Consider the following 26,238-nt stretch of genomic DNA (forward strand, 5'->3'; position numbering starts at 1 on the left):
CGCCAGAGCCCAGTGAATCAGCACCGGTAATCGCATAGTCAGAGGGGGCTACAGGTCCGTTTTGATCTCCAACATTTGCAAGATCTCGTGCTCGGTCAGACCCTGCTTGCTGTCCGCTGGCAGGCTGTTGATGGCCGTCAATTCCAGGGCTTGCTGCTCCAATAGCCGGCTGAGCAGTTGCAGCTCGCCCTGAAGCTCCATCGCCTTGAGGCGTTCCGGGCTGTTCAGCGCCCAGCGATCCAGAATCTTCCAGCCTTGGAGACTGAACGACGGCGACTGGCGGATCGATGCGAGTGTCTGTTGGCTCAGGACTCGTGCGGAGATTTCCAGGGGCTGTGTTTGGTTGGTGATCATAATGGCGGTCTCCTTGGTCTTCGTCGGAATCGAGGCCGGCTTGCAGGTCCTCGATGGTATTTACCGTCTCTTGAAAAGCGAAATCGAACGTCATCTGCCCCTGATTCTCTGGGGTCTGCCGCCGTTTTCTAGGCATTGCCGTCGCCTCCTATTCCAGTTTGTATAATAGTCATTATACAAACTACTGAAGACACGACAATGTGCGTTTCTAACTCACTGTTTTTAAAAGGTACTGTTAGTAGCCCGGCTTCGGCCTTTTCAGGAAATCTCCCTGGCTAAGATCGGTCGGGTACTTGTGACGGTACTCCGATCGGATGCCATCCAGCTCAGCATGCTCGCTCGGGGCAGCTCGCCGTACAAGCATCTTTCCCTCGATCACTTCCAGGTTGTAACTGAAACCGCGAATCTCCTCGGGAGTCCAGACGCGCTCGCGTTCTTGAGTGATGCGCAGTCGGCCAGCTGCTGGAGTGCAATCCACCTCAGAGAGGCGACGCGCATACAACTCGGTACCGTTGCGGCTAAACACCTGCAGCGTATGGACTAGGTTATCTGATTCTAGCCGTTCGACGGTTACAGGCAGGCCTGCGTAGGCCTGATCATGCTTATCTCGATTCGACCAACGACCAAATCCGTTGGCTTCTCGCTGCAGCTCGTAGCGCATATGAATGCTCATGCGGCTGACGAGGGGATCTACTGCCAATACACGGGCTTCGACCCGATAGCCAGCGGTGTGAAGGCGAGAGCACAGCCTGGCGAGACTATCGGGATCCCGCATGGTCCCGTCGATCAAGAGATTCCGCCGATTCTTGATCGCCAAATTGGTGAGCTTTACCGACCATGCGCCGGCGTCCGGATGAGTACGATCGGCGGCCAATCGATCGTTCTGCCGCATCAGCTGCAGGTATTGCGGATGGTGCTTGCGCAGCTCATCAGCATCAACCTTGATGGTGTTACCACCGAACTCATCCAGTGCTTTGCTGCTGAGTCCGGCCTTGCCTGCACCAGGTTGTCCCCCGAGAAGAACGGCGGTTGGATGGTTGACAGGTTTGGTAGTGGAGAGCGCCAGGAGGGCGATGTCGTCAAAAATGGCATCGTGGTCTTCGGGGGACAGTCGGAATTGCGACTGGTCGTCCTTGGGAAACGTCATTTGCTGTCGGTGTCCTTCCTTGATACCAGCAGCGATTGCCTGAGCTTCAATGCGCAGCTCGCTGATAGTAAGCCTACCGTCTGAAAGTCCGACGGCCTTCAACATGCCTTGTAGGGCATTGCGGGTGCGGTCCCATGCTTTTCCGAGGAATGAACGCTCCTCCTCCGCGACAAATGCGAAGACCTCTTCTGCACGATGGATGCCGGGGAGTTTGGCGTAGTGCTGATCCACGTACGCCCAAATATGGGCTAGTGAAGGTTCGCCGCGCGTTTCAAGAACGCGATCCAGGAATTCCCGCTTTTCTTCGGGATTGAAGGTGTTAAGCCCATAATGCCCGAGGAGCTCGTGGCGCAGCGCTCGTCGCACGGCCCCTTCATCACCCATATTGGAAGCGGCAAGGGTAAAGATGGCTCTTGCTGGGTGGTAGGCTGCGTCAATTCGGTATCCGATTTTTTCTCTTGCGGCGTCGGGTCCATAAATTTCCTCCTGCGTGGCCTTGATAATAGCAGTCACACCTATGTGACCACGATATTCGGCCATGAATCGATCCACTATCGCCTGGGCCTGAGCAACGGTAAGGCCAACGTGATCGGGAGATGCCATGAGGTATCCCCTTCAAACCGAAGCTTTGACAATCGGCCCGTAGCGCTCTATTGCGTGCGCTACCGCCAAATTGTCGTCAATGCGAAGCCGGGAGCGCTCGACTACGAGCTCAGCTTGCTCGGCCCTCAGCTGATCAATCAGGGCCTGGTTCGGTTCGTCCTTGCTGCGCTCGTTGTGAATGTCGCGAGCTTTGAGGGCGATCATGTTGCCAATGGTTTCCATCGCGGCTTCAAAGGCCGCAAGCTGGTGATCCGTCCACTGTGCCGGCATGGAATTGTCCTTCTTTTTTGGTGTGAAGGCCTTGGTGATCAAGGCGAGGCCAAGTATCAAAAATATCGCAGACTGAAGCCAATCGGCTGTGGTACTGAGTTCATTGAGTCGAGAGTTGATCGCCATGGCCAGGCCCACTAAGGCACTCAAAGCACCTACAAATAACCGCATGATTCGATTATTCATCGCTTCCCCTTGCGGCGATGTCTTTGACCAAGGACAGCTCGAAGCAGTCATTCAACACGGTCATCAGTTGTTCCGCAGTAGGCGCGCTTTGGCAGCGGAACAGCACGATGGCCAACTCTTTAAGGCCATGGGCTCGGTTGATGCTATTGACCGCCAAGGCACGTAAATCATCGGTGTCATAGACGTTCGCCAATGCCACCCCCTCCGCGCCTGTGATACCTGCCGTGCGATCGATGGAGGTCTCAACCGACGGCGGCAAAGCAGGTTTGTGATCCGCATCCACCAGCATCAGGGAGACGATAAATGGCACCGACATTCCTGCAGGATTTTTGGCGAAGTAGGCCGGGACGACCTTCATTTCAGTCTCGTTGAACATTTGATTCCCTACCGTTTGACGTCGAGCGCCAGGAATGGCCCTTTGAAGCCAACCTGCTCGTCTACTGAACTGAACGCTGCTATCCCTTTGGCTCGTTCTTTGAGCCACCGATCAAACAGCTTGCGAGCTTGCTTGTCATCGACACGAACCAATTTTCCGTCCTCAGCAAAGAACACTGGCATGCGGAACGTATTGCTGTCGTCTACCGAAATGGCCATCTCATACCACTGATTCTGACCCTCGGTGACTTTAATAAATTGGGTGTGCATCCCCTGGATAACTTCCCTGTGTTCGCCAGGCTCTTTTGATGCCCCTGACTCCTGGTTGCAGCCAGCCAATAGGATCATCAGCAGGATCGGCAATGTGCGGCGAATCATGAACGATCTCCTTCAGCCCACCCTGGCGGGTAGGCTGGATAAGTGATTGAAGCCTCGAGGATTGACGATGTTTCGGGAGCCATGGCCCATGCGTAATAGCCAGTGCCCTCAAAATAGAGCACGGGTTGTCCCCCGAGCTGGCCTATGACGCTGGACCCGGCGGCATAGGATTTGGGCAAGTCGCCCAAACCCAACGTTGGCAGGTTGAGTGATGCGTGCAGCACCTCCTCGTGTTTGTAGAGGCTTCGCGCGGCGGCATCTCCCCAAGCGCTATTGTCCCGGGCGATGGTTCTGAACCTCATCCACTCCAGCGCAGGTAGCGCTCGCATGTGCTGCAGCACCAGATCCTGGAAACCCTTTTCGTGGGCCAGCAGCTGCCGGTCATGTTCGTTCAGGAAATCGGTGATCATTCAGCCCACCTTCTTGCCGAAGTCGAATTCGACTTTCCAGCTATCCCGGTTGAGTTTGAGGTAAGCGGTGAATGGGCGCTTTTCACGGTTGAGAAATCCAGAGAGCTTCTCCGTAATCCCGCTCTTGAACAGCGCATCCGCTTCAGAAGCACTCAGCGGCCTACTGGCGATCACTGCACCGACTTTGAACTGGCACGCTTTGCATTCAAAGTGACCTGGTACCGCTGCAATCTCACCTGAGCAGCGTGGGCACTCAAGCTTGTTGGACGACATCGCCGGCACAGCTGGAGCTGGACGATCTGGGGTGCTGGGTGCTGAGTCGAACACGAACGTCGTTTTTCCTGTGCCGGTGTCCAGCCTCAGCTTCGCGGAAAACTTGGACTGCTTTTGACGACTCACGAAGCCCTTGATGACAGGTGTTTCACCCTTCACCAACAACAGTTCGACCTGGCCTGGAGTGAGAGTCTTTCCTGATACCTCGTGCCAAAGCACGAACTCGCAGCTGGAACATACGGTACGCTTGCCCCGGTTTTGCAATGCGCTCTTGCAGTTAGGACAGGGAACGCCTTCGCCAGCTGCGGGCGGGAGGGGCGTGATAGAGGCGTCCTTGGCCGTGGCTACAACGTCACGAACGAATTCCTCGGCGTAGCGCATGAAGTCGCTCAGGCTCATCGCTCCATCAGCGACTTGATCCAGCGAGCGCTTGAAGGCACCGGCTTGTGCGGGGTCTTTAACGCGCATGGGCAGAGCGTCAATCAAGCTCCTGGCTTCAGGGCTGGTCATGAGCTTTTTGCCCTTTCCCCCCGCCGGCACAAACAGGCTACGTCGCTTCATGTCGGCGATGATGCCTGCACGAGTGGCAGTAGTACCTATCCCCTCACCCTCTTTGAGCCGCTTTTTCAACTCCACATCGTCTACGTATCGATGCAAGTTTTTCATTGCATCGAGGAGCATGTTGTCGTCAAAGCGCGGTGGCGCAGTAGTCACCTTGCCTGTTGCACTTACTTCCAGCCACTGCAACAGATCGCCGATCTGCACATTAGGGAGTTCACCCTCGGGCCCTTCATCTTCGGCGGGCGCACCATCCAGCGGTGGGGGTTCCTTGTAAACAGCTTTCCAACCTTGCTCGGTTGGGCAGACACCAGTTGCGGCGAACACCTCACCAACCTGAACGCGAATGCGCAACACCATCGACCGATACCGGTAATCGGCTGCAAACTGGGCAAGATACGCCCGCACCACCATGTCGTACACGTTCCGCTCAGGCTCCGACCAGTCAGCCACATTGACTGGATTTTCCGGGATTGAAGGGATGATGCCGTGATGCGGGGTGGGTTCCCCCGTGGGAGTACGCATTTTCGCATCATTGAAGGCTGCTGATTTGCGGTATGGGTCCAGCTCACGAGCAATGGCCTGCAGATCTGGCCGCAGCTGTATGATGCCGGCGATCACGCAGGGCGCCTCGGCATGATGGGCTTCAGAAAGGAAGCGCACATCGGTACGAGGATATGTCATGACCTTGTAGGTGTCGTAGAGCTTTTGCGCGGCCTCCATTACCTCGTCACCGGTGTAGCCGAAGCGGCTGAAACCTTCCATTTGCAATTCATTCATGGACAAGGGAAGTGGGGGCTCCTTCTTCTTGTCGGTGACCGAGTGCTCGATGACTGAGGCTTCCCCGGGCACACCATCCTGCAGGCGTGCAAGGAGGGATTTAGCAACCCCTTCGTCGACCAGGCGACCGGATTCATCCAGGCCAGCCTGGTCATCCTGTGGCATCCAGCGGCCGCGGATTGAAATCCCAGCTTCGGCTGTGAAAACGGCAGTGATGTCTTGATAAGGGACAGGCTTGAAAGACTCGATCGCTCGGTCCCGCTCGCGGACGACGTACAGCAGAGGGCTTTGCACGCTACCAACGGGCAGCAATCCTTGGTGGCCCATGTCGCGCCCTCGAAGGGTCATCGCCCTTGTACCGTTCATGCCCAAAAGCCAGTCATAACGGCTCCGAGCAAGCCCCCACAACCGCCATCCACTGAACAGCGGGTCAGAGTTGTCACGCATATTGGCGAGTGCTTCGCGGACCTTGCTGGGGTTGTAGTCGTTGATCAACACCCGTTTAACAGGCTTGCGGCAGCGATAGTACTCAAGCGCCTCGTCGACCAGACTTTGTCCCTCGCTATCCGGATCGCCAAGGTGGTACACAACGTCACACCAGGCCAGAAGCTCTTTCAGCTTGCTGAGCCGGGGCCGTTTGCGAGGATCAGGCAGAATTTTCCATTGTTGTTCTGGTGGAATAATTGGCAGATCTTCCATCCGCCAAATTTTCCGACCCTTGCCGGTAGTAGGCAGATCGTCCGGCAAATAGTCATCAGGCGTCGCCTGTTGGAAGGCATGTCCATCCAGCCATACGCACCAGTCGTTACCATGTTTCGTCCAGCCTGCCCCACGATCAGAAGAGTGTCCATTGAGCACAGGGAATACACCCTGCGATAGCTGGGATTCTTTCTCAGCGATCCAAAGAATTTTTTCCATCAACCCTCCTTACCCTTAAGTCTGGAGCCGTCTGGACCTACCCAGCGACTGGTATGGTTTGCCTTGCCTTGATTCCGTAGAATAGCTATCATACGGAAAATCATAAACCATCACGGGTTATTACGGAAGGATTGCCTAATGGTTCCAATTCCCGCTCCACCGCCTGATGTCGCCCAAGACCTGGTACCTGCCTGCATGGTGCAGGCTGCTCGGGATTACAGCCTGCCATTGCGTGGCCTAATCGCTGTATGGCTTACCGAGAGCGGCAGCGGTGAACCGTTGAAGAGCGTGAACAAGAACGGGACGGTCGATCACGGGCCCTTCCAGATCAACACGGTTTGGGCAAACCGCCTGCAAAGCGAGTTCGGCGTCCCGCCCGAACTCATCACGAGCGATTTCTGCTGGGCGGCAAGGGCCGGCGCTTACATCCTGCGGTACGAAATTAATCAGGCCGGTGGGAGTTTTTGGGACGGTGTTGGGCACTACCACTCAAGAACTCCGAAATTCAAATATCCCTATATACAGCGCGTATATAACAACTCATTGAGATTCTAGGAGGGAATATGGCGCGCCATAACCAGGGTGAGTCTGATGGTATGGGAGTTGTGTGGTTGGTGATGATCGCACTTCCTGTTGTGTTTGGCTGGATGTGCTGGTCTCGCTGGCACGGCACGATCAGCTACTGGGGGTTGAAATGGGCTTGGCACCAACTTGGTGTGTTTGATTGGTCATTTATGCCAGATCAAATTCGCCTGTGGCGATACGAAGCGGCCCAGCTTGCGATGAACCCCTCGCAAGTAAAGTTTGCTGACTTGCTGCGTCTGCTCAATATTTCCGGGTACTTTTTCATTTTCATCCCCGTCATATTAGCGCTACGTGGATTTCGTGCGGCGCATCGGCACGCGGCTAACAAAACTCGCCGAGTTATCACAGTAGAAACGCTGCCATGGGTGATGTCTAACCATTCGCCCGCAATCATCCCGTCCTTGTATTACGGCGATCCGCACACGCTGCTTTTGAATGAAGATCCTGAGGAGCATCGCAGCGCGATCCATCCCGAAGAATGGGCTCTGCAGCGTGGCCTCATCGTCAACCGACGGCTCGACCGGGAGCGCTGCCGGGAGCTGCTGGTGAAAGACTTGGGTAGCCGGATCAAAAGCCTGAATGAGCTGAGTCCTACCGAGCGAGCCCTGTTTGCAGTGTTCGGCGCCAGGCTGTTATCGGATGGGCGCGATATGAAAAAGGCCCAGGAGCTGCTGGACGCTCTGAATCGTTCATGCCACCACAACACCTTTGAGGGAAAAAAGGGCTACCCCGATTTGAGCTTGGCTGACGATGCTTTCAAGAAGTATGCCATACACCCGGAAGCTCAAACTTTTCTTGATAAACACCCCTACCCTAGAACAATGCTTTATGCCATGCACCAGCAAGCTAGTAATTTGGGAAAATTGCCATCGTCTCAGTTTCGTTGGTTGAAAGGGATGGACCGCCCTTTGTTTTACGCGCTGAATTTAGGTAAGCGTAAAGCTCCGCTTATAGAAGCGGGAGCAGTTTACACGCAGACCCACTGGGAAAGTTACGCCGATGACACGGGTTATAGATTAACCGAGCCATTTATCGAAGATGCAATCGACGGGGTTGAAAAGTATCTGGCCAAGCTTGGTCTCGTCGACCTCAATACTGGAGATATCCAATGAAGAACCGAGACAAGATTCGTCAATACGACAACACCCTTCACATTCACTTCGGCTCGACTGGTGAAGAACGGAGTGTATCGTTGTTGCCCTTGGAGCGCGGGCTGTCTCTGAAGCGTGAGGGTAAGCAGATCCTCGTGACCAGCGCATTTGGCGGGAAGCTGGAGCAGGTCGTTCTCGAGTCCTTTGGCACCGAACAACTGGCTACTGACGCCTTTGATGCACTCCAGAGCGCTATTGTTTCGCATGGATTGCGCCGGCGCTGGACCTCCCGGGCCAAAGGGATCGTAAAGTGGGGAGTTATCCCCGCTTTCGCAATCATTTTTGCCCTCGGCCTGAACATGTTTGCGGCAAAACTGACCGGGCTGCAGGCGCCTACCGAGGCGCAGTATGGTTCGGGAAGCGGTCTCCAAACACCACAGACCCCTACCCCGACATTTGCCCCACAGAACCCACAGACATTCCAACAGCCTGCCCCAGACCTCTCTAACATCCCCGGCCTTCCCAAACCAACAGACCCGAAAATTGTCCGCGAGGCGATCAAGGCCGGGGTGGCTACCGGCAAGTATTCAGTGAAGCTATCCGAAGGGGCTAAAGGGACTGTCTACGTCTTCTCTGATCCTTCTTGCCCTCATTGCCAGAAATTCGAGCCTGAGCTCGAGCAGCTCGCCGCGGATCATACCGTTGAGATCTTCCCTGTATCGGTGATCGGTGGTGAAGGCTCAGCCAAGCCTATCGCACAGATGCTTTGCGCTCCGATCGAGCAGCGCGCCTCGATGTGGAAAGCCATCGCCAAGGGGCGGCCGATCGATGGGCCTGTATGCGAGGAAGGCCTTACCCATGTTCGGGCCAATGACCAAGTCTTCAGAAAACTGCAGTTCCTGGGCACCCCAACAGTGATCAACCAGCAGGGCGCGCAGACGCCGCTCACCCTTCCCAACCAAGCGGCAGCTATTGCCCAGTGGCTGGAACAGACGCAGGCTCAGTAGGGATCGCCCATGGGGAAGTACGTTAGATACAGTGACGAGTTTCTCGACCGAGTCCGCCAAGCAGCGGATTTGGTAGGGTTGATATCGCGTGACATTACACTGAAGAAATCGGGCAAAAACTTTAGCGCTTGTTGCCCCTTCCACAAAGAAAAAACGCCGTCGTTTAGTGTTTCCCCAGAGCGTAATTTCTACCGCTGCTATGGATGTGACGCGAAGGGTGACGCTATCACGTGGATGATGGACCATCACCACCTGCCCTTCCCTGATGCCGTTGCAGCGGTTGCCGAGTTTTCGGGCATCCAACTCCCTGAGCCCTGCCAGGATACTGCGGCAGATCAAGCCCGGAATGCAGAGTTGGCAGCCATGTACCGAGCCCTCAAGGATGCCCAAACCCTCTATGCCGGAGGCATTCAGAGGAATGCAAAGTCATATGGCTACCTGACTCAACAGCGAGGGTTGAGTTCCGAGACGATCGGTAAATACGGTTTAGGCACCGTAGGTACTGGTATTGCAGATCTCCTGCTGAAGCGCCACGACCGGCAGATCCTGATTGATTGTGGTCTGGTATGTGAAGCCGAAGATGGCCGGTTATTTGACAGATTTCGAAGCCGGATAATGATCCCGATTCACGACCACGGCGGGGCCCTGGTTGGCTTTGCTGGCCGATCTGTTATTGAGAGCCCTGACCGAACGCCTAAATACATTAACTCGCCAGAGACGAAACTTTTTCATAAAGGCGAGGAGCTGTATGCCTTCAACATCGCCCGCCAATTCATCCGCGCTGACAGACATGCGGTGGTGGTCGAAGGCTTTTTCGATGTGTTGAGCCTCCACCAGGCTGGTGATTCGCGGGCAGTTGCTCCCATGGGCACGTCCCTTACCAATGTGCAAATGCGTAGGCTCTTTCAAAACGCAGATACCGTTACATTCGCCTTCGATGGCGATAAAGCGGGACGAAAAGCGGCTTTAAGATCCTCTGCGGTTGTTTTGGAAGAAATGTGCGATGGGAAAAATGCTCAATTCTTATTCCTTCCAGAAGGTACCGACCCGGACAGTGTCCTGCGAGAAAACGGTCTCGAATATTGGATTGAGATGCTGAACCAAGCGCAACCGCTCAGCCGTTTTCTGACCGATTTTGTTAAGCACCGTCTGGATATCGAGATCCCCGAATCCCAGGTTAAAGCAGCGGAGCGCGGTCGGGCTGTCATAGCCCGTATTCGCGATGCGGCTCTCTTCAAAAAAGCGCTTAGCTTGCAATTTGAACGCGCTATTGGCATTACCTTGAGCGCGTAGGAGACGATTAATGGCTATCGATTCTCAACACGAGATCCAAGCTGGACGCTTGTCCAGAGACACCCGGTCAGCTTGGACCCGATTTATGGTCTCACTTCATCGGCCAAATAACTTCAAGCTGGCGATGCTCGCACTTATTGGGTTGATGATCTATCAACCTGCCGCGTGGCCTGTTTGGATACTGATCATGTGCATGATGGTTATGTCCTTCAATGATCAGCGTTTTCGAATGCCATTGCGCATGCCAAAAGACATCGGTGGTAAAGATCGAACTGATTATTACGAAGAACTGGTCGAACAAAAAACCTTGTGGGGCTTATTTAAAAGCTCTCGGACGTTTCGCAAGCTCCTTGCTGCTGGTGGCATCATGTATCTGGGGTATTTGCGTACGCCAAACGCCGAGGGCATTGCAAGGAGTGAAGACGAAGGTCGAGAACTTTGGCTCAACAACTCCGACTGCCGTACGCATATGTGGATTCCTGGAACCACCGGCAGTGGAAAAAGTGAAACTCTCATGGCGCTGTTCTTCAACGCACTTTGCTGGGGATCGGGAGCTTGCTACGCAGACGGCAAAGCAGACTCCAACCTAGCATTTTGCCTGTGGTCGCTTGCCAGGCGCCTAGGCCGTGAAGATGACTTCTTGATCCTCAACTATTTGACCGGGGGTATGGACCCATTCGATAGCATGGTGGCACGCGAGAATGGAAAAGAGTGGACCTCGGACTTTAGAGCGCAGTCGAACTCGCTGAATCCCTTTGGTGACGGTGCTGCCGACTTTTTGCTGCAGCTCTTGGCGTCGCTGCTGCCTGCGGCCAGTGGCGATGGTGCGAAGTGGCAAGAAAAAGCGATCAACATGGTCGACGCAGTGATCAGGACGCTCTGCTACAAACGCGCCAGGGGCGAAATTGAAATTTCCGTTGCTACCTTCCGGCATTATCTCGCGCTGAAGAATCTGGTCGAGCTATACAAAGAAGGCCAGCAGGGACTGATTCCCGAGACTGCCTACCTGCCTATCAAAGCGTACTTTGAGACCGGCCTGCCGGGCTTCAACCCCGACTTGGTGGACGATCCTTCTAAATGGGACGCGGAGGTATTTAACCAGCATGGCTATTTGACTGGTCAATTCTCGCGAATTTTCTCGATGATGATGGATACCTACTCGCACGTGTTCAGCGACAAGTATCCGGAAATCGACATGATGGATGTGTTGCTTAACGATAGGCTGCTTGTGGTGATGATCCCGAGCCTGGAGAAATCAGCCTCCGAAGCGGCATCGCTGGGCAAGCTCTATATCTCGTCCATTCGGTTGATGATGGCACAGAACCTCGGTTACAAACTGGAGGGGACGAAAGAGCAGGTGCTCGACACAAAAGCGACCAATGCGCCCAACCCCTACCTCATCATCAGTGATGAGCTGGCTTACTACTTTGCTGCAGGGATCGCTGTAATGTTCGCACAGGCTCGTAGTCTGGGCTTCATGATGGTTGCGGCAGTTCAAGACATGCAAGGTCTGAAACGTGGCGAGGCAGCTGACGAAGCTGCTTCGATGCTGGCCAATACCAAGGTTAAGTGGGTGCTCGCATTGGAAGACCCTGAGGACACCTACGACTTCATCCGCAAGGCTGGCGGTGAAGGGTATTACAGTGTCCTGGGTGGCTACGATGAAAGCTCCGGTGCCATGCAGTCCTCTTTCCGCGCTCAAGCGGGAGCCAATATTGAGAAACGTAACAAGATCGAGCTGCCTGATTTGAAAAAGCTCCAAGCCGGCGAAGGCATGGTCATCTTCAAAGATAGCGTTGTTCCGAGCTCCAGTTTCTACATCCCGGATGAGCACAAAAAAACTAGCAAACTGTCGGCACGTATCAACCGGTTCCTTCAAATTGAGCGACCAGAATATTCGCGGCTACCTCACAGCGCCGAAAAGATCAGCATAACCGATCACCATTCAGTCGATTACGTAACTGCCCAGTTGCGCAGAGTCGAATCCGCCTACTATCCAAAGCTGGATGATCCGGTTCTCGATGAAATTGTGGCAACGGCAGCTCACATGGACACTATTACCCGGTTTGAAGTGAGCCCTGAACAACGCGGCATTGTGTTGTTCCAAGCTGCTCGAAAAGCAGTACACGCTGCAGAGGCGAAAGGGCTCTCCGGCTATTACCACCAGGTTCGTGATGAAGACGAATTCGAGGAGTTGCTGGGTGATGAAGGGGATGATCTAGAGATACCCGAAGAAGCCTTCGACGACTAAGGAGTTTTTATGTCCACAGCTATCAAATTGGGGAACGACTACTGGAAACTCAAAAAAGATAACGTTGAGTTACCTGTTGTTTGGTCAGAGGACCGAGTTTCGAATCACCATGTTGGTGTTGCCGGGACATCCGGTGCTGGTAAAACTCATTGGATTCGCGAGTTCGTGACGAACATGAATGAAGAGATCGAAATCGACATCTTCGACTATCACGGTGATATCGAGATCCCTGGCACAGAGACCGTCATGTTTAGTGAGTCATCACGCTACGGGTTCAACCCGCTCATTCTAAATACTGATCCGCATTATGGCGGTGTTCGTCGCGCAGTGAATGACGTCATTGAGTCGATCAATTCAACCTCAAGAAAGCTCGGCGGTAATCAGGAAGGTGTGCTTCGGCATTTGCTAACAGATGCGTACACCGCCCGCGGCATACTGCCTGGTGATCCTCGTACCTGGGTGCGGCGTGAAGCGACCGAGGATGAAATTCGCCACTTAATTCAGACAAAGCAGTGGAATGACCTCCGTGGTGTTTACCCTACGCTACCTGATGTGATCCGGCTTGCGAAACGAAAGCTGCGTTCACTTTGGATGGGGGTGGACGACAGTGGCGATGGAAAAAAAGCCTTGAGCTGTTTTGAGGAATATTGCAGGTGCATGTCGGCGGTGAACAAAAGGCGTACTGAACTCGCAAAAGCAAAAGCGCGAGGCGATGATGCAGATATGGAGGCACAGCAGAAGCGACTCAATTCGGCAAAAGACAAAGCAGCCGAGGCACATATGACCTTCCTAAATAATATTGAAACTGGCCATGAGTTTGAGGATGTCATCAAGTACCACAGCAAGGACGTTGTATTAAGTGTGATCACTCGACTTGAGAATCTTCACGCTACTGGCATTTTCAACCCAAACCCTCCCCCGTTTGGTAATGCAAGGGTGCGGCGCTACAATTTGAAACCTTTGGCTCAATCCGAGGACGAACTAAAAATGTTCGTGCGCTTCCGCCTCCGTTCCATCATCCGCGAGATGATGCAACGAGGTGAGTCTGGTGGAAAGCTGCGGCGCCTTGTTGTGTTGGATGAATCCAAGAAATTTAACGATGAGGACGTTAGCAATCCTATTAACATCATCGTCACTGAAATGCGTAAGTTTGGGTTGTCCATTCTATTGGCAGGACAGTCCCCAGCACATTTTAGCTCTGACTTCATCAAGAACGCTGGCACCTTGCTGCTTCTGAACCTGGCCACTGCCGATTGGGATGAGGCTGCCCGCAAGCTCAAGATCGATGTGAAAGACCTAAAGTATTTACGTCCCCAGACCAGCGGTGCAGTCCGTATGCTGGAGAAAGGACAAATCGCGCAGTTCAAGCAAATTCATTTTTGAACTGCATTCCCGGCTTGAGCGCTACGCCTGACCATAGGAAAACGTGACCATGGATACGACCGCCCCGATAGTGCTGTACGTCTACCGCTGCGAGGCTTGTGGGCATGCCGGCCAGTTGCAACTTCCGGAATCTGCGCCCGAGGTGACGACGGCCTGTGCGTCGTGCGGTTCCGAGGTCCAGGCCGAGTGGGACGGCGGTGTTGAGCTGGCCTCCAACGAACACGACTAACGGAAAACCTTCTGAGGAAGTTGTCCGCTCAGTCCAGCTCGCTGTCGTTTTCCAGGCTGATGGCGTCGGCCGGCTTGTCGTCGCGTAACCCGACGAACACGGCGTGCCGAACCTTGCCGGCCGGGGTAATCTCCGCGAACTTCACTTCACACACCTGCTGCGGGGCAAGCCACACAACCCCTGCGCGCTCCATACGGGGCGGGTCGATGAGAGGGGTGCGATCCTGGGCAAGCGGTGCGAGAGCAACCCGTAAAGCCTTTAGGGTACGCTCGCTGATCCCGGAGCGAACCCTCCCTGCGTAGACCAGCTGACCATCGTCGTTATGCAGGCCCAGCAATAGCGAGCCAATGCCGGCTGCAGCCCGTGTGTAGCCGGCTATGACGAATTCTTGCCGATTGCCACACTTGAGCTTCACCCAGGCACCGTCCCGCGCGCTGCTGTATCGGCTACCGTCTCGCTTCCCGACGATTCCCTCTAAGTTCATCCGGCAGGCATTGGCAAGCAATTGCATCGGGTCAGCATCCAATGTCACGGAGAACCGCACTCGCTCCATTGGGCAATGCTCAAGAAGCGCCTCGAGGACCTGTCGCCTAAGCTCGACAGCTTCACCTCTAAGATCCGCACCATTGAGATACAGCAAATCAAAGGCCACATATACCAGGTCATCGGTGGCCTTTGAGGCGAACGCCGACTGCAGGGCTTGGAAGGCAGGTCGACCGTCATCCTCCTGGATCACGACCTCACCATCGAGCCAGGCCGAATGCACGGCCAGGCGTTCTAGGTCTTTGGTAAGCAGTGGCATACGATCGGTCCAGTCAAAACCGTTCTTCGTAAAAAGCTGCACCTGGTCACCATCGATCCGGACTAAAAGGCGATACCCGTCGTACTTGATCTCGTACCTCCATTCGCCTTGCGGAGGCCGAGTCGTCAAAGTCACCAGTTGTGGAGCGATCCAACCCGGATTCGGTGCCTTGGGTGGTTGCACGATCCGCGACCTCGCTAACTGAGATTTCCCTTCAGAGTGGAGTGCTGGATTGTCAGAAAGATCACCTCGTCCGCCCAAAGGATGGTATGAACTCTCAGGTTGAGGGCTGTTAACATGTTCCTTTTGCCGCGTAACTGAGTTGAGTTTTTACCGGAATGCCGGCGGCATTTAGCAAGTGTTGGAGCATTGAATGGAAGCAAGCCTACCGAGGATCGTAAATCCGGCTGCGATCGGTAAACCACGGGACTATGACCACCTACTGGGCACCATGAAAGATCTTCACCTGTCCCTGCAGGTGGGCACTTCGAGGCACGCCATCAAACGCCGTAGAGAAGCGTATGGATTGCCGCCCTACACCGTAGCGCAAGCTATCGCTCCTTATACGCACTTGCTGGGGGTTATCTCGGATCGTTCTGTTGCAGCTCGATGCGGCGTCTCGGCCCACATGGTGAAAGTCTACAGGGAGTCCCAAAAAATTCTGCCGGTGTTTAGGCCCAAACCGCGGCAGCAAAGCCTACCCATAGGACACCCTCTGAGGGCCTACAAGCCCCTTTTCGGCTTCGTGAGTGATCAAGAGATAGCTCGAGTGTCCGACGTGCCGCTCGATGCCGTACAGCAAGCGAGAGAGTCGCTCGGGTTCGAGCCAGTCGCTCCTCTACTCCAACCCATCGAAATAGCCCCTCTGCAGGACTTCCATGGTCCTTTGCTGGGTTACGAATCCCTATTGCACAGCATGTCGATCGCCAAGATCAGCCGCATTGTAGGGGTCCCTTACAGCATCATCGAAAAGCGCCGTGATTTTCTCGGCGTGAAGCCTTACGAGCGCGTATCCAGAGCTGTTAGATACAACCACCTCTTGGGTGTTATCCCCCATTCATTGTTGGCCAAACTCGCAGGCATTTCGGCCTCACGAGTACAGGACCTGAGCCGCGCTAAGAAGCATGCGACCTGACTTCGCGCCGGTTTAGCAGCTCGGTTTGCTAGAACCTTCGCATGGTAAGCTGGTGTTCTGCTTGCCCCCCCAACTGGCCTAGCCGCTCTCCATCTCCGAGGCTGGGCCGATGCTTCATTTAAGATTATCTGAGGCCCCAGTATGGCTACCAAATCGACCCCGCTCTACGGACGTATTACCTCTGCGCAGGTCCTCGAAGTGCTCAAATACAGCAGCGGTAGTGACCTCAAAACCCAGCAGGCCCAGCTCACTGCTACCTGCAATCAGCTGGAGCAGCTCAGTACCCCCAGTATCGGCCTTAGCGAGCTCCTGGATATGGAGGACCGCGACCTGCTTAAGCGGGCTGCAGTTCTCCTGCGCGACCTTAACCGTCACGTTGAGCGGGCAAAAGAGGTACGGGTTGAACTCGAAAAACGAGAAGACAAGGCGCGTAAAGCCTATTTGGTAGCAATCAGCGGGCTGATCGCGAAGCGCTTCCCTTCAGTCACCGATGAGACTCCCGGGCGAGCTGAGCAATTGTTGGAGATCATGGAGCTTCATCTGGCCTTATTCGACTGCAACTACCTGGAAGACTATTACGAGGGGGGCTTTCGTCGCAATTCGGGCGGGATTTTGACCGTTTCGAGAGTGGCGAGGAGACACTTACTCAGGCGGTAAACGGCGCTGCGCAGAACTTGCGGTACGACCTTGGGCAACGGTTGGGCTATTCGAGCAAGCAACCCGATCCAGCAAAAGCACTGCAGGCTGTGATCGAGGAGGCCGATCGGCTGCGCCCAGCAGCCAAGGCAAAGAATCAGGGGTTGTTTCAACGCATCGAGCGCGTGTTGGCAAGGGAGCAAACCATCCGCATCACTGCCGATCCACACCAGTCGTAACTGACTTGCTCACTGATTGAGTTCAACCCGCGCTGGGCGGGCTGATGGTTCACATGCTGTCGATGAATGCCGCTACACGTTCCACTGTCGGTTTACTCAGTCGGTGGTAGTCCACGAAGTGGAAGAACCCGTCTTCCTCATCGAGCTGGGCGAGCTCATCAGCGTTGAACGACCAGCGCTGGCCACCGTGCTCAAATTCCTGCCAGTCATCGTGGGTAGCTGTTTCGGTTAATCGGGTACTCACGTTCCTTGCCCTCCTCCAAGCTTAGGGCTTGCAGCTGGTGTGTGCGATCAGCCAGCCATGTGGAGCCGCTGTTTCTGCAGGGGCCGGCACCATTTGAAATGTACAAGTATGACCCCCAGGCGCCGATGCAACGACTGTCGCAGTCAGCGCTGTTTGCTGCAGTACATGTACTTCCACGACCTCCTCGGTAACGTCATAGAACTGTGCGGTAAGGTTCGCTGCGATGCCGCTGTAAAACACATCGTAAAATGAGAAAATACGGTTAGTTTCTAGAGATCAATGAGAATGAAGAAGGCTCTGCCCACTTTGCCGGTCCGCAGCATCGGCGTTAGCGGTCGTAGCGTCACAGGCATCGTACCGCTGATGGGTCGGTTTGAATCGACCCTCGAGCGCGACCTAATGGAGCTTGTCCGCTTCGATCGCCGCGTCAGCAGCTTCCTACCTCAGCCCGTTAGGATCGAATACAAGGGCGATGCCGGTGAGGAGCGGTCGTACACGCCCGACGGCCTCATCACATTCCAGGAATCGGCGTCATCACCGCCGCCAATCCTTTATGAGGTCAAATACCGAGCGAATTTTCGCGAGCAGTGGCGAAACCTGTTGCCCAAATTTCGCGCGGCAAAATCGTACTGCGCTGAGCGCGGGTGGCGTTTTGAGGTCTACACGGAACGGGAAATCCGCACGCCATATCTGGATAACGTCAAATTTCTTTGGCCGTTTCGAAGCCGAGAGCCTGGCCCGCTTCAGCGCGCCCAAGTCGTGGGTGTATTTGAAAGCTACAACTTGATCAGTGTGGGCAACCTCCTTGGAATGCTTGCTCCTGATCCCAAGCAGCGCGGTGAGCTGATCCCCGTGTTGTGGAACCTGATCGCAAAGGGCGTCGTTTGTTGCGACCTGAATATTCCGTTAAGCATGACGAGCGAGCTCCACAGATTCGACAGCGCAAATAGCGTGGTCAGTTGCGCCGTGTTCTTGGCCAAGCCGCGAAAGCGAGTCTTCACATAGCCGAACTGGCGTTGGATCACCCGGAACGGGTGCTCCACTTTCGCACGTACTTGCGCCTTGGCCTTTTCGATCTTGCGCTTGGCTTTGTATAGTACGCTGCGTTTACTCAAGTGTTTGTAGGTGCTGCGGCGGGCAGCGATTGCCATATCACCTGGCGCCCCTCGTGTTCAGGCCGCTTTTCCACGCCTGTGTAGCCCGCATCCGCACAGACGACATTCTCTTCGCCATGCAGTAGCTGAGCGACCTCCGTCACGTCAGCTACGTTCGCGGCAGTGCCGTGAACGTGATGTACCAGGCCCGACTCAGCATCGGCACCAATATGCGCCTTCATGCCGAAGAAGTACTGGTTGCCTTTCTTCGTCTGGTGCATTTCCGGGTCGCGTTTGCCTTCCTTATTCTTGGTCGAACTGGGGGCGTGGATGATCGTGGCATCGACGATCGTGCCCTGGCGCAGCGACAAGCCTTTGTCTCGCAGGTACGCGTTGATGGTTTCCAGAATACACGCCGCCAACTGGTGCTTCTCCAGCAGATGCCGGAAGTTCATGATCGTCGTGTCTTCGGGGATCGGGGCGCTGAGCGTCAGTCGAGCGAACTGGCGCATCGAGGTGATCTCGTACAACGCTTCCTCCATAGCGGGGTCGCTCAGTGAAAACCAGTTTTGCAGCAGATGAATGCGCAGCATGGTTTCCAATGGATAGGGTTTGCGACCGCCACCTGCCTTTGGGTAATGCGGCTCGATCAATGCGACCAGTCCGCTCCACGGTACGACCTGTTCCATCTCGGCCAGGAAACGCTCACGACGGGTTTGCTTGCGCTTACCGGCATATTCGAAATCGGAGAAGCTCATCTGACTCATGGGCAAGACTTCTTGGCGTGGATGAACGGAGCGCTATTTCAGCACAGGTCCGGCTGCCTGTGCTGACTTGATCGGAGAGTCCCTAAACACCCTGCCTAGTGAAAAACTTGTGGGGGTGGATGCAGCGTCAACACCCTCCGTCGCTACAAACCAAGTACCGATTTCAGGTCGATTTCTGGGGGCACTGCGGTGTCGAACTTGTAGCCCTTAATGACCAGGTTGTAGTGCGAGGCCAGCAGGGCCTTAGCCGATTCGCCATCTTTAAGTTCGAGGCAGTCGACCAGACGGGAATGCTCATTTCGTAGCTGACAGTAGTCGAATCCTGAACGGTACAAGGCATTGATAAGCGCTTCTTGGCGTCGAAGCTGGGTATGGATTTGATTCAGGATGTCGTTCTGCAGAAACGAAATGAGTAGCGAGTGAAACTGCCGGCCAAGCTGGTCGCCAAGATCGTGGTCGTGGTTTTCGAAGGCAACTCGCTCCTTCAGGGTATGAGCCCGTAAAGTTTCTAGATCTTTTTCACTGATGCTGCGGGTCAACTGGTCAATGACCCCACTTTCCATGACCAGCAGCATTTGATACAGCTGGTAGGCGTCATCGAAGGTGGGGCAGGCAACTGTTGAGGAGCGTTTAGGCGAGACCACTACCAGCCGATCCTGTGACAAGCGTATCAACGCTTGCCTTACAACGGTGCGGCTTACTTCGAACAGCTCAGCGATGTCCCGCTCGTTCAGCTTGGTCCCTGGCGGTAGTCGGCGATGATAGATGGCGTCTGAAATAGCGGAAACAATTTTTTGAGTGAGCATGGCACCAGCTATCAATGGAAGTTAGCAGCCGGGTAGCCTATCACACCGCCTTCTCCGGCGGGATTGGCACTGTCTTGGGGAGCCTCCGCAGAAAATGGTCCGAAAAGGGGCGTTTTGGTCGAAAAGCCCAACATAAAATCCCGGCGCAGCCCTCAGAAACCTGATCACCGAGACAGCTTGTGGATCTGGCATGAAGGATGCTTGCGTCAGATGGCTACTGGTATACCAGATATCCAATCTGGCATTTCAGTGTCTACTTCGACTACTAGCTCCAGCCAGTTGCCATAAGCAAGGAGCCCCACAGCGCAGGTCTGTATGAAGAACTCTCCACCTAGAAATAATGCGCGCTTCATTTCAATGCTCTTAATGGCATGCCAGCACGTAATGGTGATGTACGCCGGTGCCGTGGCGATTCCATTGGTGCTGGGTGCGGCGCTTGGATTGTCTAAGGCCGACATCGCTTTTCTAATCAACGCCGACCTATTCGCGTGCGGGATCGTCACGATCATTCAAGCGTTAGGTGTGGGGCCAATAGGTATTCGCATGCCTGTAATGATGGGGGTAACGTTCACAGCTATTGGCCCCATGATTGCAATCGGTTCCGACGCTACAGTGGGCTTGTCGGGAATCTTTGGGGCTACCATCGCTGCTGGTTTGTTCGGCTTGGCTGTCGCGCCATTGGTGGGGAAACTCCTGCGTTTTTTCCCGCCCGTGGTGACGGGAACAGAGATCGTCGCAGTAGGACTTTCGCTAATGTCCGTAGCTGCCGCTTGGTCTGGCGGCGGCTTTGGGAATCCGGACTTTGGTCGACCTCTCTACCTTGGAATCGCTGCCGCAGTGTTGGTCTGTATTCTGCTAATTGTGCGGTATGCCAAGGGTTTTCTGAATAACATATCTGTACTTCTAGGGCTAGTATTTGGGTTCGCAGTGGCTGCGGTGGCGGGTTTAGTAAGCCTGGAGGGGATTCAGGAAGCACCAGTGTTCGGGCTTATCAAGCCCTTTCATTTCGGCATACCGACCTTCCATATCTGGCCAATCGCAGCCATGTGCATCGTGATGCTGGTCACCTTCATCGAGTCCACCGGAATGTTCATCGCCCTAGGCGAGATAGTAGAGAAACCAATGGACGAGCGAACGCTGGTTCGGGGTTTTCGTGCTGATGCTGCAGGCACTATGATTGGCGGCATATTCAACACGTTCCCTTACACCTCCTATGCGCAGAACATAGGCCTGGTGAGTATCACCGGGGTACGGAGCCGTTGGGTTTGCGCTTTTGCCGGAATGATACTGATTGTGCTTGGGTTATTTCCGAAGGTCGCGTATTTCGTCGCCTCCATACCTCCTTTTGTGTTGGGTGGTGCGGGCATTGTAATGTTCGGCATGGTGACTGCTAGCGGGATGAAGGTCTTGGCTCGGGTAGACTTCAAGAAAGTGGGCAACCTTTATATAGTGGCGATCAGCCTTGCGGTAGGCCTGCTGCCGGTAGTGTCTCCGCAATTCTTCAATAAGTTACCGTCTGCGTTAGGGCCTATTCTTGAAAGTCCTATTCTACTAACCGCGATCGTCGCCACTCTCCTTAATTTGTTCTTCAATGGAGTAGCTGCGAAACCAATGCGTCAAGGATCCGAATCAACTCCTGCTCAATCGCAAACTCTATAAAGTAGAACTCAGTAATGTTGATAAATGTTTTAGAAAATATGAAGTGGTACCTGCCTTAATGCTCCCAGGTCAGGATTGCGCTTAGCGACCGTTATCGGTCGCTTTTTTTTGCCTCTGAAACTCCCGATTATTATGGGGCGCGGCCGCACCATCACGTTGCAAGAGAGAGATTATCCCGCACCGTAATACGCCGCCATTTATTTATATGCTCTCACACAGCGCAAAAGATTTTTTTATGTGTTGATTTCGTCGGTAAAATCTGCGCAATAGAGTGTTTGGCTGGCCCCATACTTGCTATGTATAAATAGCTGATCGCTCGGTCAGTTTTATATATTGGAGGTAAGATGGAAGTTAATAAGTTGGTCGCTGCGGTAGGCTCTGCTGGGCTGCTGGGTATCACTTGTCTCCCACTATCTGCATTTGCAGACATGAATTGGCATAGCGACAGCCTTACATACCAATATGGTAAAGAGTTCAAAGTCGATGCCAAGACTGTTCAGACCATCACCTATGAACATTTTAGCGATTGGTCGTGGGGCGACGTGTATTTTTTCATTGATAACAACTGGTATCCAGGAGGTGGGACCTACAATGACGGGCATCATTCTATCTACAGTGAGACGGCGCCGCGTCTTTCACTTGGCAAAATGTTCAACAGCAACCTTGCCTTTGGTCCGATCAAGGATGTGCTAATCGCAACAAGCATTGAATGGGATAAGAACGACCGGAACGGTTCACACGATCAGGTCAATTATCTACTAGGCCCGGGATTTGATCTCGCTCTTCCAGGATTCGATTATTTCCAGATAAATTTCTATTACCGCAAGCCAGATGGCGGCGCCGCGCCCTCTGGTCAATGGCAGATTACTCCAAGCTGGGCTTATACGATTCCGATGGGACGCTCCGATCTAGTTATCGATGGTTATTTGGACTGGGTAGTCAATAACAAGGGGAGCTACCATCGCAATTTGCTCTTCAATCCCCAGGTAAAATATGACATTGGCAAGTATCTAGGCTATAAAGCGAAGCACTTCTATGCAGGTATCGAGTATAATAATTGGTCTAACAAGTACGCCATTAAGAGTACCAAGGAGTTCAATACCAATCAGAATGTGACAAGCCTGATTGTGAAATACTATTTTTAACTATAGTGGCGGGCTGGTAGTTCGCCATTTATAGTTGGCAGAGCCAGAAATTAAAAAGGCCACCCGAGGGTGGCCTTTGCATTCCGGCGAGTGATTATACCGTGGCTTTGGTGACGCCGAACGTCTTGTCGAACATCGCAGCAATGTGCCCCCCAACCGTGATAGGTGCCGGGTAGGTAGTGTCAGGCTTGCGAAGTGACGGTACTACTTCGACCTCGTAGTAGTAATCCAGGTCAAAGAAGGTAGGAATCGAGTAACGCGCGGCGTCTTGTCTCGCGTTGAAGACCCGATGCATGGTGGAGTGATACAGGCCATCCGTTAGCAACGGAACCATGTCGCCCAGATTCACAACGAAAGTACCATCAATGTAGGGGGCTTTCAGCCATTCCCCGTCGGCATTACGTACCTCCAGACCACCCACTTCATCCTGCAGCAGGAGAGTGATTAGACCCCAGTCGGTGTGTGCGCCGGCACCCAGCTGATTTTCACGAGCATCGGCCGGCTGACTTGGATAGTGAAGCATCCGAGTGATGATCATTGGTTCCTTGAGACCTTCGTCGAAAAAGTCTTCAGGCAGTTGCAGTGATAGCGCGAGTAAGCGAACCAGCCTACGGCCGAGTAGATCCATGTACTGCATGTAATCTTCGGTATGCTGACGAAAACGTGGATTCCCTTCTGGCCATTGATTGGGGCCATGGTAAGGAGTCTTGCGCTGAACATGGGGATGCGCCTCGGTTAGCTCTCGCCCCAAAAGGAACCCTTCCTTCAAATCGGGTGGCGAACCCTCGTCCAAGGTTTGTGCCGCGATAGGCTCATAGCCACGCAGACAACTCGATTTCTTAGAGTTAATTCGCATCTTATCTTCAAGCGGAGTTCGGAAATAATCTTTGGCCACCGCGAATTGCGCCTGTTGCAGCTCTAACGGAACGCCGTGGTTTTTAATGTAAAAAAAACCAGTCTGTCGAGCAGCTTTATGAATTTCCCAAGCTACTGCCTTGCGTTTTTCAATATCGTGAGAAAAGCTGTCGAGCAAATCGATAACAGGAATGTTTTTTGCCACTGATGGCGGGGTGTAAATGACCATTTCCAAGCCTCATTCAGCCAAATGTTTTAGTAGCAAGGCAGCGTTTCAAATTGAATCGGTTCGGCACGAATTTTCGGGCGCCGATGCTCGGCTCGGCGCTTCGCCCAGTGCCAATCCTGATTAGTGCGGTGCGTCTCCTGCTGGGAAAATCCCCGACATTACTGTAAATCCAGGAACTCGCTTGACTGCATCCAGCCACAAACGTACGGAGGGATAATCTTGCAGGCATAGTCCTGCTTCGTCGGCCATCGCTACATACGGAAAACAGGCAATGTCAGCCACAGTCGCATGTGCCAACGGGCATAAATAATTGAAGCCCTGTTGACGCTGCATCCAAAGATGCTTATCCATTACATTCAGCAGATCGTAAGCGCGAGAGCGGCAACTCTCAGCATCGAAGTCGTACATGAAAAGCTCGTGCAACCGAGCAGCTGAGATGGACCCAGTCAAACTGTCCGCGAATGCTAGCCAGATCTGGATATCTCCAAGCACGTCGGGGCGATTGACCGGATACCATTGACGCGTCGAGTCATACATCGCAGCGAGATGAACCAATATCGCCTGGGAGTCTCGAATGGTTTTTTCACCATCCTGCAAAACTGGCAATTGCCCCATCGGATTAATTCTCAGAAATGCTGGGGTTTTATGTTCCCGCCCTGGGTAAAACTCCACAACCTCGGTCTTGTATTTTAGACCTAGAATCGACATCATTAATCGGACTTTGAAGCAATTGCCAGACAACTCGAAATCGTAAAGTTTTAACATGGGGCACCGATTAAATATTCAACACCAGCTTCTTGGAATTACAGCCCGACACACATGGCATGATTAGCTTCCCACTTTCCTTCTCTTTGGCGGAAAGGTAGACGTCTTCATGATTTATATCGCCACTGATAACAGGGGTGACGCAAGCCCCGCAGACGCCTTGCTCGCAGGAGTAATCTATTGTTATGCCGTGATCCAGACACGCCTTTAGAAGTGTTTGCCCTGGTTCGACGGTGAACTCTTGGCCTGTAGAATTTATTGCGACTTGGTACCCGGTCGTTGTGGTGGCGGGGCCTGAGCCTGTGGAAGGCGTCAGACCAAAGTACTCGAAGTGAATCTGCTCTGGGGTAAACCCCGCTTGCTGAGCAACTGTAGCCACCAACTCGATCATCTGTTGTGGACCACAAACGTACACATCGTGCTTGTCGCTATCCACCGACTGCAGCAGTTCAGTGATCGTTCGTTGGGTCCCAAGGACATCCAATCCTAGATAAGGTGGATGATCACTGGCCAAGGTAGCGATTCGATCCGGGAAGGCGATATGTTGCTCACCTCGCGCCAGGTAATGAAAACCATAGGGGCGCCCTACGTACTGCAGATGCAAAGCCATCGCCAAGATCGGTGTGACCCCAATGCCACCCGCGATCAGCAATGGTGTGCGGCCAGGCGGCTGTAGGATGAACTGGTTTCGTGGTAGTGAGACCAGGATTTTGGTGCCGACGTGCACATCAGCGTGCATGCTGCGCGAGCCGCCTCGTGAGTTCACTTCATGCTTGACTCCGATCACCAGCACGTCCCGTTCCTCCGGGGTGTTCACTAAAGAATACTGGCGTAGGTGTCGGGAGGGCGTGAGCACGCTGACATGCATTCCCGGTTCGAGATCGAATTGTTGTGGCTCGTCAGGCGTGAGCCAATAAGAGTCAATGTCCGGAGTTTCACTACGACGTGACGTCACGGTGCACCAGAACTGGTGGTTCGCTGTAGCCTTGCGTGTTGCCGCCACTGGTACGGCATCAGATGCAATTAGTCGGACAGGGGGAGCCGCGACGTTGCTAGTGCTCTCCCGCGCGGGCAAGAACAAATTTCCCAGAATATCAATGAAAGTCGACTTACGCTCTAAGGACACGGGTTGGTTAGAGAAAAGGCGAGCATGAATTACTGCTCGTCCATCCGACTCCGGCTGCACGAACAGCCGTAGGGTGTCCAAAAGGCCTGCGCACTTCAGGTCTATAATAAGGCCGGTGGCCAGCACCTGAACCCCATCGGTAGAACTGCCCAAAACAGGAGCGAATAACGTTGCTGCTTCTTTGAGCAAGCCTGCGGCTGCAGTGGCGCTCATGGGAACAGTATGACTGCGTAGGTTGCTCGCTACGGCTGCATCGATCGGTGCAGAGTTGTTCGGTTTGTGTTCAGATCCAGCGGCCTCAAGCCGAGCAAAAACTACACCGTTCACCTCCGTACACTGGAACGTGCGAACGCATGCAGTGCTAGGTTTTGCGCCGGGATGTGCCGGTACAAAGGAGCACTGCCCCGAGCCGCTCTCGTATTTCCAGCCGTGGTATTGGCATTTGAGCTGGTCGCCGACATTCACGCCTAGGCTTAACCGCACACCACGGTGTGGGCAACGATTCTCCCATACGTTTACTTCACCTGCGTCGTCACGCCAGACGGCAAGCTCCTGGCCAAGCAGACGTGTCTGGTACACATGCCTGAACGGCAAGTCTTCAGAGCTGGCAATCACGTGCCATTGTTGATTCAACGAAACCATATC

Annotated in this window: 26 protein-coding genes and 1 pseudogene; 13 read left to right on the forward strand and 14 right to left on the reverse strand. The window is 53.9% G+C overall.

Going from position 1 to position 26,238, the window contains the following annotated elements; genetic code table 11:
• Positions 1 to 48: 48 nt before the first annotated feature.
• The 7 genes from ACP7E3_RS28845 to ACP7E3_RS28875 all read right to left on the reverse strand — a co-directional run bounded on the left by ACP7E3_RS28845 (position 49) and on the right by ACP7E3_RS28875 (position 6,252).
• Positions 49 to 354, reverse strand: a complete 306-nt coding sequence (locus ACP7E3_RS28845) for a hypothetical protein (RefSeq protein WP_009682487.1) — start codon at positions 352 to 354, stop codon at positions 49 to 51.
• Between the two features lie 235 nt (positions 355 to 589).
• Positions 590 to 2,041: a zeta toxin family protein gene (locus ACP7E3_RS28850; protein ID WP_228393789.1), complete on the reverse strand. Its 1,452-nt coding sequence runs from the start codon at positions 2,039 to 2,041 to the stop codon at positions 590 to 592.
• 75 nt (positions 2,042 to 2,116) lie between these two features.
• Complete coding sequence (locus ACP7E3_RS28855) at positions 2,117 to 2,560, reverse strand: hypothetical protein (protein ID WP_197884355.1); 444 nt, start codon at positions 2,558 to 2,560, stop codon at positions 2,117 to 2,119.
• The gene (locus ACP7E3_RS28860; RefSeq protein WP_009682483.1) at positions 2,553 to 2,936 is read right to left on the reverse strand and encodes a hypothetical protein; all 384 of its coding nucleotides are present in this window, start codon (positions 2,934 to 2,936) and stop codon (positions 2,553 to 2,555) included. Before ACP7E3_RS28860 ends, ACP7E3_RS28855 begins: the two co-directional genes overlap by 8 nt.
• An 8-nt stretch (positions 2,937 to 2,944) precedes the next feature.
• Positions 2,945 to 3,313: a hypothetical protein gene (locus ACP7E3_RS28865; protein WP_009682482.1), complete on the reverse strand. Its 369-nt coding sequence runs from the start codon at positions 3,311 to 3,313 to the stop codon at positions 2,945 to 2,947.
• Positions 3,310 to 3,723 carry a hypothetical protein gene (locus tag ACP7E3_RS28870; RefSeq protein ID WP_009682481.1) on the reverse strand — a complete coding sequence of 138 codons (414 nt, stop codon included), beginning with the start codon at positions 3,721 to 3,723 and terminating at the stop codon, positions 3,310 to 3,312. Before ACP7E3_RS28870 ends, ACP7E3_RS28865 begins: the two co-directional genes overlap by 4 nt.
• Complete coding sequence (locus ACP7E3_RS28875) at positions 3,724 to 6,252, reverse strand: type IA DNA topoisomerase (protein WP_009682480.1); 2,529 nt, start codon at positions 6,250 to 6,252, stop codon at positions 3,724 to 3,726. It lies immediately after the preceding gene.
• A gap of 138 nt (positions 6,253 to 6,390) precedes the next feature.
• Here ACP7E3_RS28875 and ACP7E3_RS28880 point away from each other — a divergent pair, with 138 nt between their 5' ends.
• The 7 genes from ACP7E3_RS28880 to ACP7E3_RS28910 are packed head-to-tail and all read left to right on the forward strand — an operon-like array spanning position 6,391 to position 14,091.
• Entirely contained in the window at positions 6,391 to 6,807 is a 417-nt protein-coding gene (locus ACP7E3_RS28880; RefSeq protein WP_023662967.1) for a lytic transglycosylase domain-containing protein, read from the forward strand.
• Positions 6,808 to 6,815: 8 nt separating this feature from the next.
• Positions 6,816 to 7,949 (forward strand): hypothetical protein, encoded by a 1,134-nt coding sequence (locus ACP7E3_RS28885; protein WP_009682478.1) that lies wholly within the window; start codon positions 6,816 to 6,818, stop codon positions 7,947 to 7,949.
• On the forward strand, positions 7,946 to 8,935 hold the full coding sequence (locus ACP7E3_RS28890; RefSeq protein ID WP_009682477.1) for a DsbC family protein: 990 nt from the start codon (positions 7,946 to 7,948) through the stop codon (positions 8,933 to 8,935). The genes ACP7E3_RS28885 and ACP7E3_RS28890 overlap by 4 nt, the downstream gene beginning before the upstream one ends.
• 9 nt (positions 8,936 to 8,944) lie before the next feature.
• The gene (gene dnaG / locus ACP7E3_RS28895; protein ID WP_009682476.1) at positions 8,945 to 10,228 is read left to right on the forward strand and encodes a DNA primase; all 1,284 of its coding nucleotides are present in this window, start codon (positions 8,945 to 8,947) and stop codon (positions 10,226 to 10,228) included.
• 10 nt (positions 10,229 to 10,238) lie between these two features.
• Entirely contained in the window at positions 10,239 to 12,479 is a 2,241-nt protein-coding gene (locus ACP7E3_RS28900) for a hypothetical protein (RefSeq protein ID WP_009682475.1), read from the forward strand.
• A 9-nt stretch (positions 12,480 to 12,488) separates the two neighbouring features.
• A complete protein-coding gene (locus ACP7E3_RS28905) occupies positions 12,489 to 13,862 on the forward strand; it encodes a hypothetical protein (RefSeq protein WP_009682474.1) in 1,374 nt (457 codons plus the stop codon).
• A 49-nt stretch (positions 13,863 to 13,911) separates the two neighbouring features.
• On the forward strand, positions 13,912 to 14,091 hold the full coding sequence (locus ACP7E3_RS28910; protein ID WP_009682473.1) for a zinc ribbon domain-containing protein: 180 nt from the start codon (positions 13,912 to 13,914) through the stop codon (positions 14,089 to 14,091).
• Between the two features lie 28 nt (positions 14,092 to 14,119).
• On the opposite strand, the gene ligD is transcribed toward ACP7E3_RS28910, so the two are convergent.
• Positions 14,120 to 15,076: a non-homologous end-joining DNA ligase gene (gene ligD, locus ACP7E3_RS28915; protein ID WP_158622667.1), complete on the reverse strand. Its 957-nt coding sequence runs from the start codon at positions 15,074 to 15,076 to the stop codon at positions 14,120 to 14,122.
• 190 nt (positions 15,077 to 15,266) lie between these two features.
• On the opposite strand from ligD, the gene ACP7E3_RS28920 reads away from it, so the two are divergent.
• The 3 genes from ACP7E3_RS28920 (at position 15,267) to ACP7E3_RS28930 (ending at position 16,903) form a co-directional block, all read left to right on the forward strand.
• Entirely contained in the window at positions 15,267 to 16,028 is a 762-nt protein-coding gene (locus ACP7E3_RS28920; protein WP_009682469.1) for a hypothetical protein, read from the forward strand.
• A gap of 141 nt (positions 16,029 to 16,169) precedes the next feature.
• A complete protein-coding gene (locus ACP7E3_RS28925; RefSeq protein ID WP_009682468.1) occupies positions 16,170 to 16,685 on the forward strand; it encodes a hypothetical protein in 516 nt (171 codons plus the stop codon).
• A gap of 17 nt (positions 16,686 to 16,702) precedes the next feature.
• Positions 16,703 to 16,903, forward strand: coding sequence for a hypothetical protein (locus tag ACP7E3_RS28930; protein ID WP_031325683.1), 201 nt, complete (start codon positions 16,703 to 16,705; stop codon positions 16,901 to 16,903).
• Between the two features lie 49 nt (positions 16,904 to 16,952).
• Here ACP7E3_RS28930 and ACP7E3_RS28935 read toward each other — a convergent pair whose 3' ends face one another.
• Positions 16,953 to 17,147, reverse strand: coding sequence for a hypothetical protein (locus ACP7E3_RS28935; protein ID WP_009682466.1), 195 nt, complete (start codon positions 17,145 to 17,147; stop codon positions 16,953 to 16,955).
• Between the two features lie 399 nt (positions 17,148 to 17,546).
• Here ACP7E3_RS28935 and ACP7E3_RS28940 point away from each other — a divergent pair, with 399 nt between their 5' ends.
• Entirely contained in the window at positions 17,547 to 18,152 is a 606-nt protein-coding gene (locus ACP7E3_RS28940) for a heteromeric transposase endonuclease subunit TnsA (protein ID WP_228393862.1), read from the forward strand.
• Here ACP7E3_RS28940 and ACP7E3_RS28945 read toward each other — a convergent pair.
• Both ACP7E3_RS28945 and ACP7E3_RS28950 read right to left on the reverse strand, forming a co-directional pair.
• Positions 18,074 to 19,008, reverse strand: a pseudogene (locus ACP7E3_RS28945) (IS5 family transposase); the annotation flags it as partial. The gene ACP7E3_RS28940 and the pseudogene ACP7E3_RS28945 sit on opposite strands and share 79 nt — an antisense overlap.
• A gap of 143 nt (positions 19,009 to 19,151) precedes the next feature.
• Positions 19,152 to 19,814, reverse strand: a complete 663-nt coding sequence (locus tag ACP7E3_RS28950; protein ID WP_023662964.1) for a GntR family transcriptional regulator — start codon at positions 19,812 to 19,814, stop codon at positions 19,152 to 19,154.
• Positions 19,815 to 20,129: 315 nt separating this feature from the next.
• Here ACP7E3_RS28950 and ACP7E3_RS28955 point away from each other — a divergent pair, with 315 nt between their 5' ends.
• Together ACP7E3_RS28955 and ACP7E3_RS28960 are read left to right on the forward strand one after the other, a co-directional pair.
• Positions 20,130 to 21,473, forward strand: a complete 1,344-nt coding sequence (locus ACP7E3_RS28955; RefSeq protein ID WP_009682464.1) for a nucleobase:cation symporter-2 family protein — start codon at positions 20,130 to 20,132, stop codon at positions 21,471 to 21,473.
• A gap of 344 nt (positions 21,474 to 21,817) precedes the next feature.
• The gene (locus tag ACP7E3_RS28960) at positions 21,818 to 22,618 is read left to right on the forward strand and encodes an outer membrane protein OmpK (RefSeq protein WP_009682463.1); all 801 of its coding nucleotides are present in this window, start codon (positions 21,818 to 21,820) and stop codon (positions 22,616 to 22,618) included.
• Between the two features lie 94 nt (positions 22,619 to 22,712).
• Here ACP7E3_RS28960 and ACP7E3_RS28965 read toward each other — a convergent pair whose 3' ends face one another.
• The 3 genes from ACP7E3_RS28965 to ACP7E3_RS28975 all read right to left on the reverse strand — a co-directional run bounded on the left by ACP7E3_RS28965 (position 22,713) and on the right by ACP7E3_RS28975 (position 26,235).
• Positions 22,713 to 23,702 (reverse strand): isopenicillin N synthase family dioxygenase, encoded by a 990-nt coding sequence (locus ACP7E3_RS28965; protein ID WP_009682462.1) that lies wholly within the window; start codon positions 23,700 to 23,702, stop codon positions 22,713 to 22,715.
• A 120-nt stretch (positions 23,703 to 23,822) separates the two neighbouring features.
• Positions 23,823 to 24,467: a glutathione S-transferase family protein gene (locus ACP7E3_RS28970; protein WP_009682461.1), complete on the reverse strand. Its 645-nt coding sequence runs from the start codon at positions 24,465 to 24,467 to the stop codon at positions 23,823 to 23,825.
• Between the two features lie 10 nt (positions 24,468 to 24,477).
• On the reverse strand, positions 24,478 to 26,235 hold the full coding sequence (locus ACP7E3_RS28975) for a Rieske 2Fe-2S domain-containing protein (RefSeq protein ID WP_033690311.1): 1,758 nt from the start codon (positions 26,233 to 26,235) through the stop codon (positions 24,478 to 24,480).
• Positions 26,236 to 26,238 lie beyond the last annotated feature (3 nt).

It is taken from the genome of Pseudomonas sp. PSPC2-3 (genome assembly GCF_049898265.1).
Classification (GTDB): Bacteria; Pseudomonadota; Gammaproteobacteria; order Pseudomonadales; family Pseudomonadaceae; genus Aquipseudomonas; species Aquipseudomonas veronii.

Bases quoted from the DNA above. Each gene is read 5' to 3' on its own strand.
- ACP7E3_RS28880 (WP_023662967.1), top strand. From the start codon at position 6,391: ATGGTTCCAATTCCCGCTCCACCGCCTGATGTCGCCCAAGACCTGGTA.
- ACP7E3_RS28885 (WP_009682478.1), top strand. From the start codon at position 6,816: ATGGCGCGCCATAACCAGGGTGAGTCTGATGGTATGGGAGTTGTGTGG.
- ACP7E3_RS28940 (WP_228393862.1), top strand. From the start codon at position 17,547: ATGGAGCTTGTCCGCTTCGATCGCCGCGTCAGCAGCTTCCTACCTCAG.
- ACP7E3_RS28925 (WP_009682468.1), top strand. From the start codon at position 16,170: ATGGCTACCAAATCGACCCCGCTCTACGGACGTATTACCTCTGCGCAG.
- ACP7E3_RS28870 (WP_009682481.1), bottom strand. From the start codon at position 3,723: ATGATCACCGATTTCCTGAACGAACATGACCGGCAGCTGCTGGCCCAC.
- ACP7E3_RS28845 (WP_009682487.1), bottom strand. From the start codon at position 354: ATGATCACCAACCAAACACAGCCCCTGGAAATCTCCGCACGAGTCCTG.
- ACP7E3_RS28855 (WP_197884355.1), bottom strand. From the start codon at position 2,560: ATGAATAATCGAATCATGCGGTTATTTGTAGGTGCTTTGAGTGCCTTA.
- ACP7E3_RS28890 (WP_009682477.1), top strand. From the start codon at position 7,946: ATGAAGAACCGAGACAAGATTCGTCAATACGACAACACCCTTCACATT.
- ACP7E3_RS28965 (WP_009682462.1), bottom strand. From the start codon at position 23,702: ATGGTCATTTACACCCCGCCATCAGTGGCAAAAAACATTCCTGTTATC.
- ACP7E3_RS28905 (WP_009682474.1), top strand. From the start codon at position 12,489: ATGTCCACAGCTATCAAATTGGGGAACGACTACTGGAAACTCAAAAAA.
- ACP7E3_RS28875 (WP_009682480.1), bottom strand. From the start codon at position 6,252: ATGGAAAAAATTCTTTGGATCGCTGAGAAAGAATCCCAGCTATCGCAG.
- ACP7E3_RS28900 (WP_009682475.1), top strand. From the start codon at position 10,239: ATGGCTATCGATTCTCAACACGAGATCCAAGCTGGACGCTTGTCCAGA.
- ACP7E3_RS28955 (WP_009682464.1), top strand. From the start codon at position 20,130: ATGAAGAACTCTCCACCTAGAAATAATGCGCGCTTCATTTCAATGCTC.
- ACP7E3_RS28850 (WP_228393789.1), bottom strand. From the start codon at position 2,041: ATGGCCGAATATCGTGGTCACATAGGTGTGACTGCTATTATCAAGGCC.
- ACP7E3_RS28950 (WP_023662964.1), bottom strand. From the start codon at position 19,814: ATGCTCACTCAAAAAATTGTTTCCGCTATTTCAGACGCCATCTATCAT.
- ACP7E3_RS28910 (WP_009682473.1), top strand. From the start codon at position 13,912: ATGGATACGACCGCCCCGATAGTGCTGTACGTCTACCGCTGCGAGGCT.
- ACP7E3_RS28860 (WP_009682483.1), bottom strand. From the start codon at position 2,936: ATGTTCAACGAGACTGAAATGAAGGTCGTCCCGGCCTACTTCGCCAAA.
- dnaG (WP_009682476.1), top strand. From the start codon at position 8,945: ATGGGGAAGTACGTTAGATACAGTGACGAGTTTCTCGACCGAGTCCGC.
- ACP7E3_RS28960 (WP_009682463.1), top strand. From the start codon at position 21,818: ATGGAAGTTAATAAGTTGGTCGCTGCGGTAGGCTCTGCTGGGCTGCTG.
- ACP7E3_RS28865 (WP_009682482.1), bottom strand. From the start codon at position 3,313: ATGATTCGCCGCACATTGCCGATCCTGCTGATGATCCTATTGGCTGGC.
- ACP7E3_RS28970 (WP_009682461.1), bottom strand. From the start codon at position 24,467: ATGTTAAAACTTTACGATTTCGAGTTGTCTGGCAATTGCTTCAAAGTC.
- ACP7E3_RS28975 (WP_033690311.1), bottom strand. From the start codon at position 26,235: ATGGTTTCGTTGAATCAACAATGGCACGTGATTGCCAGCTCTGAAGAC.
- ACP7E3_RS28920 (WP_009682469.1), top strand. From the start codon at position 15,267: ATGGAAGCAAGCCTACCGAGGATCGTAAATCCGGCTGCGATCGGTAAA.